Source organism: Micromonospora rhizosphaerae (assembly GCF_900091465.1).
Lineage (GTDB): Bacteria > Actinomycetota > Actinomycetes > Mycobacteriales > Micromonosporaceae > Micromonospora > Micromonospora rhizosphaerae.
The window spans coordinates 2143564-2160174 of the sequence record NZ_FMHV01000002.1; the positions used below are offsets into that span (position 1 = coordinate 2143564).

Here is a 16611-nt window from a genome sequence, read left to right on the forward strand (position 1 = left end):
CGGCGGCGGACGGTCTGAGCAGAGGCGCCGTACCGTGACCAGCCATCCGCGATCTTCTCTTAATCCGCGGGTTCGGGGTTCGAGTCCCTGGCGGCGCACCAGCAGGAACATCCCAGGCCCGGTCCTCATGGACCGGGCCTGACCCTTTTCTGACCCCTACGTCAGGCGAGAAAGCCGAGCTTGTCGACCGACGGCCGCTGGGACTGCCGGGTGACCTCAACGTAGATGAGCTAGCCGAAGCGGACTCGGTTGCCGTCGGGGTCGGTCAGGACGAACTCGCGCAGCCCGTAGTCCTGATCGGCGATCGGGCTTACGCCGGCGGTGGCGCGGTGGCGCAGCTGCTTCCAGAGCTTGAGTGCGTCGGTGACGTGGATGAAGCACTGGCCGGGTGCCGGGCTGTCCGGTTCGAGGGAGAAGTGCAGTTCCGCGTCGCTGGTGCGCATCAGCAGGTAGCCGGGGTGGCGGCCGGTCTCGGTGAACCCGGCCGTGGTGTAGAACGCCGCGGTGCGGTCCAGGTCGGTGCTGGGCAGGATCGGGATGGCTGCCTGCGGTCCGGCGTCGGTGCGGCTGCCGGCGAGCCGGCGCATCAGTGCCCCCAGCGGCGTGAACCGCAGCTGACGCAGTGTCGCGGCCGGACCAATGCGGCGGGCGGCCCAGATCGCGCAGCCGACGCAGATGAACACCCCTGGGGTGTTGCCCAGCTCGACGACCTCGCTTCTGGGTAGCTGGCGGCCGCAGCAGCCGCAGTGTTCGTGGTCGGATTCCCGGACGGTTTCGGCGGCGACGGTCACAGAGATTCCCTTCGGCACGATGCGGGTCACAGGTAGCGACACACCTGCTCTGGTGGGCAGGTTTCTGGTTCGGCGTTGTTGGCCGCGTCGTGGAGCTGGGCCACGGTGGCGCGGAGGGCGTGCAGCTCGGCGAGCTGAGCGTCGATGGCGTCGAGCTGTTGGGCGAGTAGTTGGCGTACGTGTCCGCAGGGGGCCTGGCCGGTGTCGCGGACGGTGAGGATGTCGCGGATCTGGGCGAGGGTGAGGCCGGCGGCGCGGCCGCGGCGGATGAAGTCGAGCCGGGCGGGGGCCTGATCCTCGTAGGTGCGGTAGCCGGCGGGGGTGCGGGTGGGAGGTGGGAGCAAGCCGCTGGCTTCGTAGAAGCGGAGAGTTTTGGTGGTGGTGCCGGTTGCCTCGGCGAGTTCCCCGATCCGCATCTGGTGGCTCCTGTCGTCGCGCCTTGACCTTCCCCTGCACTGGAAGGTTCAGTCTCGTACGGGTAGAGCCGTGACGGCCAGCGGTGTGCGTGATGCCACCGGGAGCCGGTTGCTAGGAGGGCTGTGATGAGCGCAGCAGCAGATCGCGCAGCAGAGGGCCGGGTGGCTGTTGAGCTTCGTTCCGTGCCGGACTGTCCGAACCTCGCCCCGGCTCGGCACGAGCTGCGGGCCGCGCTGGCCGACCTCGGTCTGCCCCTCGCGGTGGTCACCGAGGTCGTGGGGGACTATCCGTCGCCGTCGATCCTGGTCAACGGTGTGGACGTGATGGGCGGCGCCGGCGACGGCTCGGCGGCCTGTCGCTTGGATCTCCCCACCGGCGAGCGCATCCGCGCTGCCCTGCGCCAGGCGACAGGCGCCGTACCCGCTACCGCCGCGACGGAGCAGAGCCGGGGGGCTTGCTGCGCGCAGCCGGGCAACGCGATCCGGACAGACCGGCCCCGCCGCGCCGAGCAGCTCCCCGACAGCCTCCGGCAGGTGCACCGGGCGATCCTGCAGCACTTCGCCGCCACCGGGACTGCCCCCACCGACCCCGACATCCGCACGGGCCTCAGCGCGGCGGACCTGGACACCGCGAAGGCGCTGCGGGAACTTGCCCGGGAAGACCTTGTCGCCGTCGACAGCGCCGGGCGTCTGGTCGCGGCCTACCCGTTCTCCCCAACGCCAACGCCGCACGTGGTGTCATTCGGCGATGTCGAGGTGTACGCGATGTGTGCCATCGACGCGTTGGGCATGCCGTTCATGCTCGGCACCGACGCGGCGATCACCTCCGCCGATCCGCACACCGGCCAACCGGTCCGCGTGACCATCACGAACGGTGCCGCAACGTACCACCCGGCGGGAGCGGTGATCGTGTACGCGGCCACCGGAGAAGCTGGTCGCTCCGTGGACACCTGCTGTTCCACCATCAACTTCTTCACGAGCGCCTCCAGCGCTCAGGCGTGGATCACCGCCCATCCCAACCTGGCCGCCACTGTTCTCGACCAGGACCAGGCCGTCACGCTCGGCCGCGACATCTTCGAACCGCTGCTCGCCTGAGGCCGACGGCAGGGTGTAGCGGCGCCTGTAGCAACGATGACGAACAACGGCGCACCATTAGTGGCTCCCGACGAGCTGTCGGTCATGGGGCATACCTTCCGACGCCGGGCAGGCAACGTCCGACCCTGGTTGCGCAGCGGCGGTAGTCGTCGCCGTGGGTGGCGATGAGGTAGGGCTCCTCGACGGCGCGGACTTGCAGTTGCAGCGCGAGGACCAGGACGAGCCAGCCCCGGACCCGGCCACCGGGAAGCTGATCATCGTCAGCGGTCGCGGTGCCGGCGTCGCCGGCAGGTCAGGTCGTCAGCCGTACGTGGCCGATGGTGCCGATGGCTTCGATGTTCCAGCGCTTGCCGAAGGCGTGTAGCCGGGTGATCAGTACCCGGCCGATCTCGTCGGGCAGGCAAGGATCTACTACGAGTTCACCGTTGCGCGCCTCGGCAGCGAGCATCGCCCGCATCATCAGCACCGGCGCGCCGGTCGCCCACGCCTGCGGGCTGCACGGAGTTGGGTACGGCACCGGGAACCTTCCGTGGGTACGTGAATGGCCTGCGAACGTCTCGGGCAGCCGGAAGTCGAAGGCTGCGGCGGCCTCGAGCATCGCGAGCGCCAGCCGGTTCACCTCCGTGCGGAAGCCGTACCGGGTAAGCCCGGCGGCGATCAGCGACGTTTCGTGCGGCCACACGGTGCCGCTGTGGTAGCCGATCGGGTTGTAGCCGCGGTCATCTGTGGACAGGGTACGGATGCCCCAGCCGGAGAACATGGGCTCGGACATGAGTTGCCGGGCCACGATCGGTGCGCGGTCCGCCGGCACGATGCCGCTCCAGAGCAGGTGGCCCATGCTCGAGGTCATCGAGTCGATTGGGCGTTTGTCGCCGTCGAGGCCGACGGCGTAGTAGCCGCCGCGCTCCTCGATCCAGAAGTCGCGGTTGAATCGCTCGAACAGCTGCCGGGCCTCCGCCCGCAGCCGGGCTGCGAGCGCGGGGTGGGCCAGCGGGCCGTCGGCCAGTTCAGCCATCCGCAGCTTCGCGTCGTACGTGTAGCCTTGGATCTCGCAGGTCGCGATCGGCAGGATGGGGAGTTCGGCGTCGGCGAACTGGATCCCGTCCCAGGAGTCCCGCCAGCACTGGTTGCCGAGACCCTCCGGCGATCGGGTGGCGTACTCGACGTACCCGTCGCCGTCGCGGTCGCCGTACCGGTCGATCCAGTTCAGCGCGGCGAGCGCGTTGTCCCGCAAGGCACGGACGAACTCGTCGTCGCCGGTCCACCGCCAGTATTCCGACAACAGGATGAGCCACAGCTGGGTGGCGTCGGCGGTGCCGTAGTACGGGCCGTACGGCTTTTCGCCCAGTCGGGTCAATTCCCCGCCGCGGACCTCGTGGAGGATCTTGCCCGGTTCCTCGTCGGTGAAGTCGTCGCATTTGCTGCCCTGGAACCGGGCCAGCGCGGTCAGGGTGCCGCGGGCCAGGTACGGATTCAGGACGATGGTTTGATACGCCATGATCAGCGCGTCCCGCCGAAGAGGGTGAGGAACCACGGCACTCCGGCGCTCGGCAGAAGCACCTCTTCGCCGCCGATTTTGGCCCTCGCCCGCAAGGCGGGGATGTCGTCCGACGCCTTGTACAGCATCCCGGCGAGCAGCTGGGAGTCAGTTTCGATATTGGGCCGCTCGGCGAGCCACCGGCTCGTCGGGTCATCGCGCGGCTCGCCCTCGTCGAAGCGGATGTGCACGGACGGCAGATCCATCGGCCCGAGCGCCAGCGGCACGTGCAGGTCGATCCGCTGCCGTTCACCGCGGTGCAGGTCGAGATCCCAGACGAGGTCGTCACCGTCAACCAGGGTTGCGGGCGGGCGGGCGTGCACCACCGTGTCCGCGGTGAACCCACCGTTGGCGTAGCAGAACTGCAGCCGTGATCCATCCGCGGCGTGCTCGCGGGTGATCTTCGCGGACCGGTCGCGTACCCCGCTGCCCCTGATCTCCAGCAAGTCGGCGAAGTCAGTCCCGACCTGCAATCGCAGCTCGACCCTGGCCGGCCTGGCGGCGAACGACGTGATGTCGATCCGCTCGTGCAGCCCGTTCCGACCGACGATACGCCGCCGCCGCACGTCTATCGCGTTCGCGGGAAGCTGCGGGTGGCCGGGGTTGGTCAGGAAGAAGTCGGCGGAGTAGTAGTCGGTCACCGCCGAACCCAAGGTGACCAACCGCTGGCCGTTGATCGTGAGCAGCCACCGGTTGAGATACCTGGTGTCCTCGACCAGCAGGCCGCCGATCGAGCCCGGCGGGACGTCGCCCGACGCGTCCGAGTACATGAAGGTCCGCCCGTCGAGCACGCCGATCGCGTCCGGACCCAGCCCCGGAGGGAGCGTAGCCACTTCTTCGCCGGCCGCTCGCACGTCGACGGTGATCCCGGGCAGCGGATCCGCGGGCGTCGCCCGCCTCGGCATGTTCTCCACGGCGCCCTCCCAGCGCAGCCCGAAGCCCCAGCACCAGCGTACGGGCCGAGATGGCCGACCGAGCCGATTCCGCCGGGGTGCTCGGCCAAGATCCAGGCGGCAGCGCGAGTGACGGCCGCGGTCGGTCTCCAGCGAGAGCCGGAATTGCTCGGCCGGCCGCCCCGGGAACGCATCGCCGGTTGGCGGCGGCGATGTTGGTGACGCCGGCCAGGCGTAGTGCGCCGATGGTGGCGTTGTGCAGGGCTGCCATGATGGCGAAGAGCATTGACCCCAAGTCCTCTCAACCCGCGGGTTCGGGGTTCGAGTCCCTGGCGGCGCACCAGCAATCATCTGGGCGTTCACCCTTTGAGGGTGGGTGCCCAGATGTCGTTTCGGGGTGAGTGACAGCAACGGCGCCAGCAAGGCTAAGGAGTACGACGCAGCCGAGACAGGGAGGTCCTCATGGAACGCGACGTCAACCGGAGCACGCGCAGCGGGCAGTTCGTCAAGGAGAGCACGGCCGAGCGCGACCCCCGGGCACCACGACCGAGCACGTCGACGGGAGCGCAGGCGACCGCGAGGTGCACCGCAGCGCCAGCACCGGCCGCTTCGTGACGGAGACGACCTCGGAGCCGCACGAGTCCACTACCGAGAATCAGCACCTCCGACGGGTCGCAGGAGGTCGAGAAGCCGGGCGGTCGGGCGGATCGCGGTCACAGGTCTTTGGCCATGTTGCGGCCGGTCTCGGTGAAGCCCAGCTGCTCGTAGAGGGCCCGGGCGCCGGTGTTGTGGGCGAAGACGTGCAGACCGATTCTGGTCAGCGCGTTGTCGTGGCACCAGCGCTCGGCGGCCAGCATGATCGCGCGGCCGTAGCCCTGGCGGCGTACGTCGGGTTCGACGGCGACGTTGTAGACGAACGCGGTGTCGTGGGTGACTTTGACCCAGAGGAAACCGACCCGGCGGTCGCCGTCGTAGGCGTACCAGAAATGGTGGTCAGGGGTGGCGGACTCGTCGGGAAGCAGCTGCGCGTAGGTGTCGGCGGCGTTGCGGGCCGCGTCCTGCGCCGACTGGCCCGACGCGGCGACGCTCTGCGCGTAGTGCGCCTCGGCCTCGGCCCGCCACGGCTTGTACTGATCCTCGGTCATCGGCTCCAGCCGTACCTTCGTCATGACCGACAACCTACCGAGCCCTCGCGCACTCTCAGTTCGGGGCCGCCGGTCCACGGCGACCTAGCGTTACGCGCATGCGAGCACGTACCCGTCGTTCCATCGACCGCTTCAACGCCTGCGTCCACCCGGTACCGGCGCCTGGTCCGCCGCTACGAGCGCAAGGCTTCTCACTTCCTCAGATTCCTGCGCCTGGCCTGTGCTCTGATCTGCTACCGCCGCGCCGACCGACTCAACCTGTTGACCATCAACAACCCCAACCGACACAGGGTCTAAAGGGGTCTTGACATGACCAGGCACCACCCGAACGGTCCGGCGGCGTGCTTCACGGCGCGGCTGGCCGGGGCCTCCGGGCTGCTCGCCGTCCTCGCCTTCCTCGCGGTGGCGGGGCTGGTGGCCTGGGTGTTCTCGGTGAAGCTGCCGGAGCACGAGGACGAGATCCAGCGGCAGTCCCAAGACCGGGTCCGCCTGCAGGCCGACCGCTTCGCCGCGGGCCTGCGCGCCGCCGCCGCGGACGGGCGGCTGACGGACGAGGAGATCGCGGCCGCCCCCGGGGCGCCGCGGCAGTGGTTCGCCCGCCGGACAGACGGCGAGACCCGGATCGTGGCGCGGTTCCTCACCGACCGAGAGCCCGTGTGCCGCGCGTTCGTACTGCGTGAGCCCCTCGGCACGCAGACCGCGATCCGGGAGAGCGCTGTGCCGGGGGACTGCGCGGCGGACGTGGACACGCATTAACCGGTGGCCGGCCCGCCGCTTCACCGCTGGCTGGGTGAGCTATTTCCAGCTCACAGACAATCCCAGAGTGTTCAGCGTCGTAGCGGCTGAACTCGATCCTGCCCCGGTTGATCACCAGGACCGGCCAGGCGGCCGGATCCTCGCCGGAGGCGTCCCAGCACAAGCAGGCCTCACCGGTTTACCAACAGGGGCTGTGCCCGGTCCAGGCCTTCGTGGGCGCCCCTGTGCGGAGCAGGGTCGCGGTCAGCCGCCCCTCTTTTCGAAGGCCGCCTCACCGACGCCCCACAGGAACAGGCCGCCGAGGGGACACTCGGGAAAGTCAGCCCGCAGCACCCGGACGAGGAACTCCACCATGCCGCAGTCGTAGCGGCTCCACAGCGAGCCGTTCCGCTTGTAGACCACGACCGGCCACTTTGCAGGATCGTTGTCCGAGGCATCCCAGCACAGCATGTCGGCGGTGGCGTCGACACCCCAGTTGATCAGCATCGGAGAGGTGCCTTCCAGTTCGGGCGCCTTGTCCTCAGTCTCCCAGTCGGCCTCGGCGTTCGCCGTCTCGATCACCATCCCGTCCCGCTGCGCCTCGGACAGCGGGACCTTGGGCTCAGGTTTGTTGATCGACAGGTAGTTCTGCACCGCACCAGCGCCGTAGACCTCCATGAAGCGCTGGTAGTCAGGCGGATACGGCCTGCCCCAGGACGCGGTGACGGCGTCCCAGTCGACCCTCGTACCACCGTCCGCCGGCGGCGGCATGAGCCGTCGCAGGGCGTCCAGGTCGGCCGGCTCACTCATCGGCACCTCGCTTTCTCGGTCCGTGTCATGGTGTGGCTCCTGTGGGCGTCGGCGCGCGGCTGCTGTCCGATTGCGTGCCCAGATTGTCTCCCGTGCTCAGCCGGAGGCAGACCAGCCAGATATCCCGCCGGGCCATGCGGCCCCAGCTCCCGTTCCACCAACGACCACGTACCTCCACCAGCACGAGCCTGGTCGAACGCACGCTCGAACCGGCTTGAGATGTCCGTGAACACGGCCCGTAGGCTGACTCGACCGCCATTGCTCGAACTGGTCGAGCTCGGTGTTGAGATACCGGGCGAGGAGTTCGAGCTGTTCCATCTCCACATCGCTCAAAAGCGTGGTCGAGATGTCTGCCGCCGTCCGCACATGATGGCTGACAGGCGCACGCTCACTGCGCAGACTCTTCCTGTCGGCGGTCTCGTCGGGCACCGTGTCTGGTGCCGGCGATCTCGGGTCGTCGGCGCACCTGGTCTCCACCGGGCCACCGCCTTGCACGCTTGACCGTCAGAGGTCCGGCATGAGTTCCGCGGGGCCCGGTGGTCCCAGGACACGTATGACTGGCGACAGGGCTGAGCGCCGTCGAGCGCCGATCAGTGAGCGACCGGCTTCCGTGTCCTGAGACCACTGGGTGCCCACCTGCTGCTGCAACAGCAAGGAGGACACTATGAGTGTCGGACACGACTCCTCGATGCGTCGACCCACTGCGGGCATCGACTGGGCCAGTAGTGAGCACGCCCTCGCGGTCGTTGGCCCCGACGGTGTTGAGGTTCAACGGATGCTCGTCGAGCACACCGCTGCGGGGCTGCGGAAGCTGCTGCGATGCCTGCAGCAAGCCGCTGTGCTCGAGGTCGGTATCGAACGCCCCGACGGGCCCATCGTCGAGGCCCTCCTCGATGCGGGGCTCACGGTCTTCGTGATCGCCCCGAACCAGATCAAGCACCTGCGCCGCCGCTACGGCGCAGCCGGCAACAAGGATGACCGCTTCGATGCCTACGTCCTGGCCGACACCGTCCGCACCGACCGCCATCGCCTGCGTCCCCTCACCGTCGACTCTCCCGCGACACTCACGTTGCGGATGACCGTCCGCGCCCGCAAGGACCTCATCGCCGCCCGTGTCGCGATGGCCAATCAGCTCCGCGCCCACCTCGAACACGTTCTGCCCGCCGTGATCGGGCTGTTCCGCGACATCGACTCCGCGATCACCCTGAGTTTCCTCACCCGGTTCGCGACTCAGGACAAGGTCGACTGGTTGTCGCCACGCAGACTGCAGAACTGGCTGCGCAGCGTCTCCTACCCCAACCCGGCACGAGCCGGGCTGCTGCACGCCCATCTGCGTGCGGCTACCCGCGGGACCACCGGTCCTGAAGCCACCGCCCGGGCGCACGTCACCGCTGCGTTGGTGGCTGGGCTTACCGCCCTGCGGGAGCAGATCAACGCGCTGGAAGAGCAGATTGAGCTCCAGCTGCTGCAGCATCCCGACGCGGCAGTGTTCACGTCCCTGCCCCGGGCGGGGATCGTGCGAGCGGCCCGGCTTCTGGCTGAGATCGGTGACGCCCGCGGCCGCTTCCCGACGCCCGAGGCACTCACCTGCCTGGCCGGCGCCGCGCCCTCGACCAGGCAGTCCGGGAAGGTGAAAGTCGTCAGCTTTCGCTGGGCCGTCGACAAACAACTCCGTGGAGCAGTCATCGACTTCGCCGGCGACTCCCACCACGCCAACCCCTGGGCCGCCGACCTCTACCGGCGGGCCCGGGCTCGAGGCCACGACCACCCCCACGCCACTCGAATCCTCGCCCGCGCCTGGCTGCACGTGATCTGGCGCTGCTGGCAAGACCGTGTCGCCTACGACCCCACCCGCCACCGAGCTCTGCAGGCCGTCCTCGCCCCTCCCGCTTGACACAGGGCTACTCGTGCCGCTGGCAAAGCGCGCGTCCGCAAGCGTGTGCCAGGCGACCGCATGAGTCGGCGACGACGCGCCGCGGCGGGCGTCGAGCAGGACGTGATCGACCGAGCTCGTGTCACGAGCTCTCGACATTCGGCCCGAACGTCTCTGTGACCAACTGGGACTGACTGACCCCCATCCAGCGCCACGTGACGTCCTCCGCCATCGCGTCGAAGAGTGGCCCGACCCCCGCCCTGCGACATCGAACTCATGATGTCCCGCATGCGTTCCCTGGGATCCATGGGTCGATACGGTATCGCCCGCACGGACACGCCGCCGAGCGGTCGCTACGACGACCCGATCTGCCGCGATGTGATCGTGTGGGGTTCCAGAACTCCATCATGGGCCCTCACCGGCCCTGGCTGAAGCGGGAGAGGCAGCGATCAGGCAGCGAGACGACCAGCAGCGGCCGCCAACAGACGACACAAGGCAGCAGAGTCTCCCTGCTCTGCAGTACAAGACGCCATCTGATGACAACGAACGGTGCCTCGTATCCTCGTTCACACCGAAGAGGTCAGGGATCGCCATCCGCTGGAGCAGCCCCTTGTACTGAACTTGGACTCCGGCTACTTGACTGGCTTTTTTGCGGTAGGCGCGTTCTCTCATCGATTCAAGTCGGGCAAGCGAATTCGAGAGTCCGTACTCCTTGGCTCCTGCGATCATCAATTCGATGTATGGTATGGGCGGGAGCGCGTCGGTTCTCTTTGACAGAGCAAGGGGTACATGCACGTACGCTTCCACATGCTCCCCATCGACTTTTATGTTCACAATGGCCGGTTTGTAGCCACCGAACTCAATCTCATCAAGACTTCGCTTGTCTGAAATTGAGAGAGAGTAGGCCACTCCTTCGACGAAGTCATCGTCGGACGACCGTTCGACACCAGCGGCAAATCCATCATCGAAGTGTGGCGCGGACACCCGGAAGTTCAATTTCCAGCCGTACAAGACGGCTTTCCCGATGGGGCGCGCCCCCGGAACTCGCGCTCTCATCTGCCCGGTTGACGTGTTAGATCCGTAAGCGAAATAGATGTAAGACCGAGCGAGATTTCGCATAGCTGCAGCGGTCATGGGGGCAAGCTTGGCAGTTCTAGCGCTGAACTGGTACGCCAGGCTTACAGCAAGGCTCTTCTGGCCGTACAGGAAGATCGCTGTCGCCCCTTGGGAGCGGGAGCCGTTGGAGTCCGGCTCGTTCGTCTCGAATAGGAGTTGAATGACCGGTTGATTAGAAAGCGGATCGATTACTCCTACGTTCACCAGAGGGGGGCTGGCCGGGTCGGCGAAAACTTTGAGCTTTTGTGGGAACATCTCCAGCAAGTTTGCAAAGCCATCTGCCCAGGACTCTATGACTGGCTCGCTCGTTTGAATCCGGCTGACCTCCACGCCTCGGTTCAACGCTTCTCGCTCGGCCGAAATCAACTGCACACCATATGATTCGTGAGCATCGTGATTGAATCCACGCCCCGAACGGTAGATCGACTGCTTTGCTTTGCTGATGGAGTCGGCCAACTCCGCGTAGAATGCTTTTTCTTCGGAAGGCTCGTCTAGTTGGAAATGGCGTACCCGCGCAGAAGTTGTAGTCGGACCAGGCTGCCACTGATGACGGCGCCAGATCTCAAACCATAGGTATAAGCCAACACTAACTACCGCAGCTATTGCTCCAATACCCTGCCACACTGGATCACTGAGAGTGGGACCAGCCAAAACCTGGTCGAGGAAGTTTCTCATGCCGTCACCTGCGGAATCCTTGGACGGTACGGCTTTGCGCCCGCGCTGGTCGCTGCGAATGCGTTGGGGCACGCTGGGATGGATTTCGTCGGTCGGCCCGATGTACCGCCGAAGATGAAGATCCGGTCGTTCGGTTGGTAGTTCTCCATCAGGAAGCGGTACGCCTCCTCGATGTTCTCCTTCACCCCGTCGCCGACGATGAGGCCGGCCGCCCGGGTGAGTGTCTTTCCGAACCGCGTAGTCGCGCTCCGGGCGCCCATGGTGCCTACGCCCGGGCCGTAGTACACGAGTTGGTTGTCGCTCTTGGCCGCCATCCGGTAGAGCCGGATCACGTTGGTGGTTCCGGTCTCCGGCTCGTTGCGCGTTCCATCAAGACAGACCACGAGGTTTCGGCTCATGGATACTCCGTCGATCGCCGCTCAGAGAACCCCGTAGTCAGCGAAACACACTGGGTATTCCCTTGGCATCGACTGTCGGTGATGCGATGCCCGCCGATCGGTCCGTCGCGTCGCTCCGAATGGACACAGCGCCTGTGTCGTCCGGGGGAGTAACTACTTCCATACGGACTGGTCATTGCTTGGTCGTCGTGACAGCAACGGTGACAGCAACCGAGGCGAGTCGCACCGACCACAGCCGAGAACCGACCGTCATAGCTGCCGAGGCGGCTATGGCACCATCATGGCTGGGGCTGTGCCCTTAATCCGCGGGTTCGGGGTTCGAGTCCCTGGCGGCGCACCAGCAGGAACATCCCAGGCCCGGTCCTCATGGACCGGGCCTGATCCCTCTTTCCGACCCCAACGTCAGACGTCGAAGAGAAAGCCGAGCTTGTCGACGGATGGCCGCTGGGACTGCCGGGTGACCTCAACGTAGATGACCTTGGTGATGTTCGGGAAGCTATGGCCCAGGATGTCCTGGATCTTCTCGATGGGAACGCCCTGCTCGTACAGGAGCGTGGTTCCGGTCGTCCCGCCCGGGGGACGAGCGACGCGGTCTCCCTTTCCCTGGCGCCCGGCCCGGGCGGAGAATGATCCGCGGGCGGCGCGGACAAGCGTCGACGCACGTTCGCGGGGAGCATGGTGGACGGTCGGACGCTGGTGGGCCGGATCGCGCGGGTGGTGCACGCGCTGCGCGGCGGTGACCGCCCAGGAGAGGTCCGCGTCGTCGTGGACGGCATCGCGCACTATTACCTCGCGTACGCGTCAACGCCGGTTCCGGCCGGCGCCGAGGTACTGATCATCAACAACCGTGGCGCGCGCCAGGTCGACGTCGAGCCATGGCCCACCGTGGCCGGGGGCGAGGGCTCCCGGTAGGACAGAAGGGTCGTCCAGTGTTCGGATACCGCGTGCCCGCACCCAACGAGGCTCTGCTCATCAGCGGACGCAAGCAGCGGGGAGCGGAGGCGCTGCCATTCAAGATCGTCACGGGTCACGGCGTCTTCGTGGTGCCGGTCTTCTCCAAGGCCACCCGGCTCACGCTGGCCATGCAGGAGGCCGAGGTGGTCGAGGACTGCTACACGAAGCAGGGCATCACGCTGACCGTGCAGGCCGTCATCGCGTTCAAGGTCGGCGACGACCACGAGTCCATCGCCGCCGCCGCCCGGCGCTTTCAGGGCGACCAGAGCCAGATGCCGACCCTGGTCGGGCGGATCTTCAGCGGCCACCTGCGCAGCATCATCGGCAGTATGACCGTCGAGTCGATCATCCGCGAGCAGCAGACCCTCGCGGACGCCATCGTGGACGCCAGCAAGACCGAAATGGCCCGGATCGGCCTGGCCGTCGACTCGCTCCAGATCAGCAGCATCGACGACAAGGGCGTCGGCTACATCCGCGCGCTCGCCGCGCCGCACCAGGCCAAGGTCGACCAGGACGCCAAGGTGGCGCAGGCCGCCGCGGATCAGGCCAGCGCCATGGCGCAGCAGGAGAGCGTGCGGCACCAAGCCGAGTACGCCCGGCAGACCGCGATCGCCCGGGCCCAGTACCAGGCCGAGATCGACCAGGCGCAGCAGACGGCGGCCCAGGCCGGCCCGCTGGCGGCGGCTCGCGCACAGCAGGAGGTGCTTGTCGAGCGCGCCCGGGTCGCCGAGCGCAACGCCGAGCTGCGGCAGGCTGAGCTGATCGCCGAGGTGATCCGTCCCGCCCAGGCCGAGGCCGAGCGGATCCGCACCCTGGCCCAGGCGCAGGCCGACGCCACCAAGCTCTCCGCCGAGGCGGCCGCCGCGCAGGACCGGATCGCCCTCGACCAGCGGGTCATCGAGCAGCTGCCCGACCTGCTGCGCGCGGCCGCCGCCGGCCTGCAGGGCGCCAACGTCACCGTGCTGAACGGCGCCGAGGGGCTCAGCAGCGTGGTCGCGTCGCTGGCCGGTCAGGGCATGGCGCTGCTGGACGCGGTCCGCACCGGGGTCGCGCCGGCCACCGGCCCGACCGTGGAGCGGCCCGCGGTGAACGGCACGCCGGTCGGGGTCAACTGATCACCGGTACGCGGGCCCGGCCGACCTCGCGTCGCCGGGCCCGTACCCGCCGCGCGGCTGGCGCTGCAACTGTCCGACGGTGACCGGATCAACCTCTGGGACATCCTCGACCGCGACGGCGGGCACTCGTATGCGACCGTGCTCCGCCCGGACGGCACCCATGGGTGAGGCCGTTCTGCTTGCCGAGCTGGAGGTGGAAGGGGAGTTGTTGCCGCCGACGCTGAGGGCGGTGATGGTGATCGGCCCGACCTGACCTCACTGCTTAACGGTTGCCACCATCAACAGGTGTTGGCGATGGCGCACGACCGAGTAGACCCAGCGCACGAAGTCGAAGATCGGCTCGGGCAGTTTCGCATAGAGATCGTGCCCACGCATGATCGTCCTTCGGATAATTCGCTGTTCTTGCACCGCATAGCCCGCCTCATCCAAGAGGTTCCCGAGGTTCAGCGGCGTCCAGGTGAAAAGATGCCGATTGATATCACCGGGGTACCAGCGCCGCTGGGCCCGCCAGTCGTCGATCGGCACGACGATCACCAGCTTGCCGCCCGGCTTCAGCTTCGGTGCAATCTGCAGAAGGGCCTCATAGGGCGAGGCCAGGTGCTCCAGGGTGTGGTTGGTGACGACCACGTCCACACTGTCGTCCGCCACCTCCGCAAGAGACCGGTATGCCTCGATGCCGTATTGTTCCACGGCGACGGCCCGGGCCACATCGTTGATCTCCACACCAATCCGGCGCGTCGCCCGGAGGCCGCCGATGAGACTGCCCCCGCCGCATCCAAAGTCCAGCACGGTGTCGGTCGGCTTCACGTACCGCTGGAAAGTCCTGACTTTCCTGCGCGCCTTGATGTCGATGCTCTGGCTCTGCCAGGCAAGGTACTTCTCGTCGTAATGCGCAGAGTCGCCGTATCCCGGAGACCCTACGGCCGGTGACTGCTGGCTCATTCAAGCGCCTCTCAGCCGAATCCGAGGAACCGGGTCACCGTACCGCACATCGAGACACATGAGCGTTCACCAAGCCATCGCCGGGCGACCTGGCGGGCGTGGCGCGTAGATCAGAAGGTGCCTTGACCTCATGTTCTTCCACGTCAGCTGGTCGCAGACACCTGTGACGGTGATGCCGCGCCCTCCGCGGCTGGAGCTAAGCCGAGCTGGCGGCCCGGTGACGCGACGCGGCACTTCTGGCAGGCCCGATACTCCCGAGCGTGCCTCATAGGTCACTCGAACGTCAGGCGCGCGTTCCAGGCGCTGCTCCAGGCACCGCGCCATGCCGCTAGTCCGGCGTAGGTGAACACGCATCCCACCCCGACACCCCAGTCGAGGTCATCCGACCAGAGGGCGGGATCGGCCAGCGTGTCGCGCAGGCGGTCCACTTCGATGAGCGTGAATTCGTCGCTGGTCGGGTCGGGGTAGCGGCGAACCTCGATCAAGCGGTCGCGGGCGAAGGGCGCCAGGGGGGCCAGCTGCCGATCGATCCAGTCCAGGCGCCGTGTGGCGTCGAGCTCAGCTGGTGGGCCGTCCAAGACACCGAACGGCCCTGTCAGCATCCCGCTGGCCTCAGCGGCGCAGACCAGGACCCTGCGCTGATCCAGGCTCAGCTCATCCCATCGGGGGAGGCCGCTGTTGTCCGCCTTCGGGTACGCGTCGTCGAACCACCGCTCGTGCACGGTTCGAGGGGCGGACAGCTGGATCTCGGACGGGCGACGTCGTGACCAGATCCAGTTGTCCGCGGTTGCGAGGATCGCGCTCAGGCGGCTGCCACCCACGCCGGCTTCGGAGTCGGAGGAGACCGCACGGGCCGACTCATGGATGGTCAGCAGTCCACGGTCGGCCAGATCCGTGGCCACCGCGGACAGCAGCGGAACCAGTGCGCGCTGCTCGTGCTCGGTATAGCTGCGCGGCGGAGGAGCCCCGTCAGCGCCGGTCCACCGCAGATTCACCCCGTGGGCCTGCACCGTCCCGGCGAGCCAGCTGTCCGACATCGCGCGCCGCAGCAGGGTCTGCTCAGCAAGTGTGAACGACTCCCATGACGACATCAGGCTCGCCTCCTTCCTGACTGTCGGCCGGTGCCGACCACCACCCCCCGCCCGGCTCCTATCCTGCCCGGCCGCAGACTGCAGGACCCGGCTGACCCGATGCACACCTTCTGAGAGGCATCGTCCTGCACATGCCTAGGTGCAGCGCTGACATCAGTCCTTGACATCAACGGTGGCCGCCGAATCGATCAAGGCCCTGACCTGGTGCCCACCATGACGCGGCATCAGCGCGGCCCGACCCACCCGCATCACGCGTCGCCGGGGCTTAGCAGGCCGGTCTCGTACGCGAGCACCACCGCTTGGGCCCGGTCGCGTAGCGTCAGCTTGGCGAAGATCCGCGCCACGTGCGTCTTCACGGTCGCTTCGCTGAGGGTCAGCTGCTGGGCCAGTTCAGTGTTGGACAGGCCGCGGCCGAGGAGTGTGAGCACCTCCAGCTCCCGCGGAGTCAGGACGGCGAGATCGCGGTGGATGGCGGGCGTTGACGGGCGCTCGCCGACGCGCTGGTCGCCCGCGGCGAAGCGCTGGACGAGCCGCCGGGTGATCGAGGGCGCGAGGAGCGCGTCACCGGTGTCGACCAGCCGTACCGCCGCCGCGAGATGGTCCGCGGTGACGTCTTTGAGCAGGAAGCCGCTCGCGCCGATGGCCAGGGCGGCGTAGACGTAGCGGTCGAGGTCGAACGTGGTGAGCATGAGCACTCGGCAGCGCGGGCTGTGTTCGAGGATGCGCCGGGTCGCCTCGAGCCCGTCCATCGCCGGCATGCGGATGTCCATGAGCACGACGTCTGGCCGGAGCCGGCGCTCGGCCGCCACCGCCTCGGCCCCGTCGGCGGCCTCGCCGACCACGTCAATGCCCCGGACGGTCAGGATAAGCCGGAAGCCGGTCCGGATCAGCTCCTGGTCGTCGGCGATAAGGACCCTTGGCGCCGGTCGCGGCTCGGGCGTCGCAAGCTCGTTGTCCGACCCGGCAGCCGGCCCCGCGCCGGAGCCTCCCGTCAGCCCGACACCATCCGCCGGCCTGCCAGGACC

Annotated in this window: 16 protein-coding genes; 4 read left to right on the forward strand and 12 right to left on the reverse strand. The window is 67.6% G+C overall.

Annotated features, from left to right (window positions below):
• Nucleotides 1-230: 230 nt before the first annotated feature.
• Both GA0070624_RS10425 and GA0070624_RS10430 read right to left on the reverse strand, forming a co-directional pair.
• Complete coding sequence (locus GA0070624_RS10425; protein WP_141714984.1) at nt 231-791, reverse strand: bleomycin resistance protein; 561 nt, start codon at nt 789-791, stop codon at nt 231-233.
• Nucleotides 792-817: 26 nt separating this feature from the next.
• Nucleotides 818-1207 (reverse strand): heavy metal-responsive transcriptional regulator, encoded by a 390-nt coding sequence (locus GA0070624_RS10430; RefSeq protein ID WP_091339557.1) that lies wholly within the window; start codon nt 1205-1207, stop codon nt 818-820.
• Nucleotides 1208-1333: 126 nt separating this feature from the next.
• Between GA0070624_RS10430 and GA0070624_RS10435 the strand changes: the two genes are divergently transcribed.
• On the forward strand, nt 1334-2302 hold the full coding sequence (locus GA0070624_RS10435) for an alkylmercury lyase family protein (protein WP_091339561.1): 969 nt from the start codon (nt 1334-1336) through the stop codon (nt 2300-2302).
• 292 nt (nt 2303-2594) lie between these two features.
• On the opposite strand, the gene GA0070624_RS35655 is transcribed toward GA0070624_RS10435, so the two are convergent.
• The 3 genes from GA0070624_RS35655 to GA0070624_RS10460 all read right to left on the reverse strand — a co-directional run bounded on the left by GA0070624_RS35655 (nt 2595) and on the right by GA0070624_RS10460 (nt 5901).
• Nucleotides 2595-3800 (reverse strand): amylo-alpha-1,6-glucosidase, encoded by a 1206-nt coding sequence (locus GA0070624_RS35655; protein WP_091339564.1) that lies wholly within the window; start codon nt 3798-3800, stop codon nt 2595-2597.
• Nucleotides 3801-3802: 2 nt separating this feature from the next.
• Nucleotides 3803-4744, reverse strand: coding sequence for a glycogen debranching N-terminal domain-containing protein (locus GA0070624_RS35660; protein WP_091339567.1), 942 nt, complete (start codon nt 4742-4744; stop codon nt 3803-3805).
• Between the two features lie 701 nt (nt 4745-5445).
• On the reverse strand, nt 5446-5901 hold the full coding sequence (locus tag GA0070624_RS10460) for a GNAT family N-acetyltransferase (RefSeq protein ID WP_091339570.1): 456 nt from the start codon (nt 5899-5901) through the stop codon (nt 5446-5448).
• 285 nt (nt 5902-6186) lie between these two features.
• On the opposite strand from GA0070624_RS10460, the gene GA0070624_RS10465 reads away from it, so the two are divergent.
• The gene (locus tag GA0070624_RS10465; protein WP_091339574.1) at nt 6187-6633 is read left to right on the forward strand and encodes a hypothetical protein; all 447 of its coding nucleotides are present in this window, start codon (nt 6187-6189) and stop codon (nt 6631-6633) included.
• Nucleotides 6634-6876: 243 nt separating this feature from the next.
• On the opposite strand, the gene GA0070624_RS10470 is transcribed toward GA0070624_RS10465, so the two are convergent.
• Nucleotides 6877-7422 (reverse strand): hypothetical protein, encoded by a 546-nt coding sequence (locus GA0070624_RS10470; protein WP_141714985.1) that lies wholly within the window; start codon nt 7420-7422, stop codon nt 6877-6879.
• A gap of 664 nt (nt 7423-8086) precedes the next feature.
• Between GA0070624_RS10470 and GA0070624_RS10475 the strand changes: the two genes are divergently transcribed.
• On the forward strand, nt 8087-9316 hold the full coding sequence (locus tag GA0070624_RS10475; protein ID WP_218105121.1) for an IS110 family RNA-guided transposase: 1230 nt from the start codon (nt 8087-8089) through the stop codon (nt 9314-9316).
• A 384-nt stretch (nt 9317-9700) separates the two neighbouring features.
• On the opposite strand, the gene GA0070624_RS10480 is transcribed toward GA0070624_RS10475, so the two are convergent.
• The 3 genes from GA0070624_RS10480 to GA0070624_RS34670 form a co-directional block, all read right to left on the reverse strand.
• Nucleotides 9701-11086 (reverse strand): gamma-glutamylcyclotransferase family protein, encoded by a 1386-nt coding sequence (locus GA0070624_RS10480; protein WP_091339580.1) that lies wholly within the window; start codon nt 11084-11086, stop codon nt 9701-9703.
• Nucleotides 11083-11484 (reverse strand): T6SS phospholipase effector Tle1-like catalytic domain-containing protein, encoded by a 402-nt coding sequence (locus GA0070624_RS10485; RefSeq protein ID WP_091339584.1) that lies wholly within the window; start codon nt 11482-11484, stop codon nt 11083-11085. Before GA0070624_RS10485 ends, GA0070624_RS10480 begins: the two co-directional genes overlap by 4 nt.
• A gap of 402 nt (nt 11485-11886) precedes the next feature.
• Nucleotides 11887-12267 carry a site-specific integrase gene (locus tag GA0070624_RS34670; RefSeq protein ID WP_176731654.1) on the reverse strand — a complete coding sequence of 127 codons (381 nt, stop codon included), beginning with the start codon at nt 12265-12267 and terminating at the stop codon, nt 11887-11889.
• Nucleotides 12268-12428: 161 nt separating this feature from the next.
• Here GA0070624_RS34670 and GA0070624_RS10495 point away from each other — a divergent pair, with 161 nt between their 5' ends.
• Nucleotides 12429-13553: a flotillin family protein gene (locus GA0070624_RS10495; protein WP_245718737.1), complete on the forward strand. Its 1125-nt coding sequence runs from the start codon at nt 12429-12431 to the stop codon at nt 13551-13553.
• Between the two features lie 255 nt (nt 13554-13808).
• Here GA0070624_RS10495 and GA0070624_RS10500 read toward each other — a convergent pair whose 3' ends face one another.
• The 3 genes from GA0070624_RS10500 to GA0070624_RS10510 form a co-directional block, all read right to left on the reverse strand.
• The gene (locus tag GA0070624_RS10500) at nt 13809-14495 is read right to left on the reverse strand and encodes a methyltransferase domain-containing protein (RefSeq protein WP_091339592.1); all 687 of its coding nucleotides are present in this window, start codon (nt 14493-14495) and stop codon (nt 13809-13811) included.
• Nucleotides 14496-14767: 272 nt separating this feature from the next.
• Entirely contained in the window at nt 14768-15586 is an 819-nt protein-coding gene (locus GA0070624_RS10505) for a hypothetical protein (protein WP_091339596.1), read from the reverse strand.
• A 248-nt stretch (nt 15587-15834) separates the two neighbouring features.
• Nucleotides 15835-16494, reverse strand: coding sequence for a response regulator (locus tag GA0070624_RS10510; protein ID WP_245719138.1), 660 nt, complete (start codon nt 16492-16494; stop codon nt 15835-15837).
• Between the last annotated feature and the right edge of the window lie 117 nt (nt 16495-16611).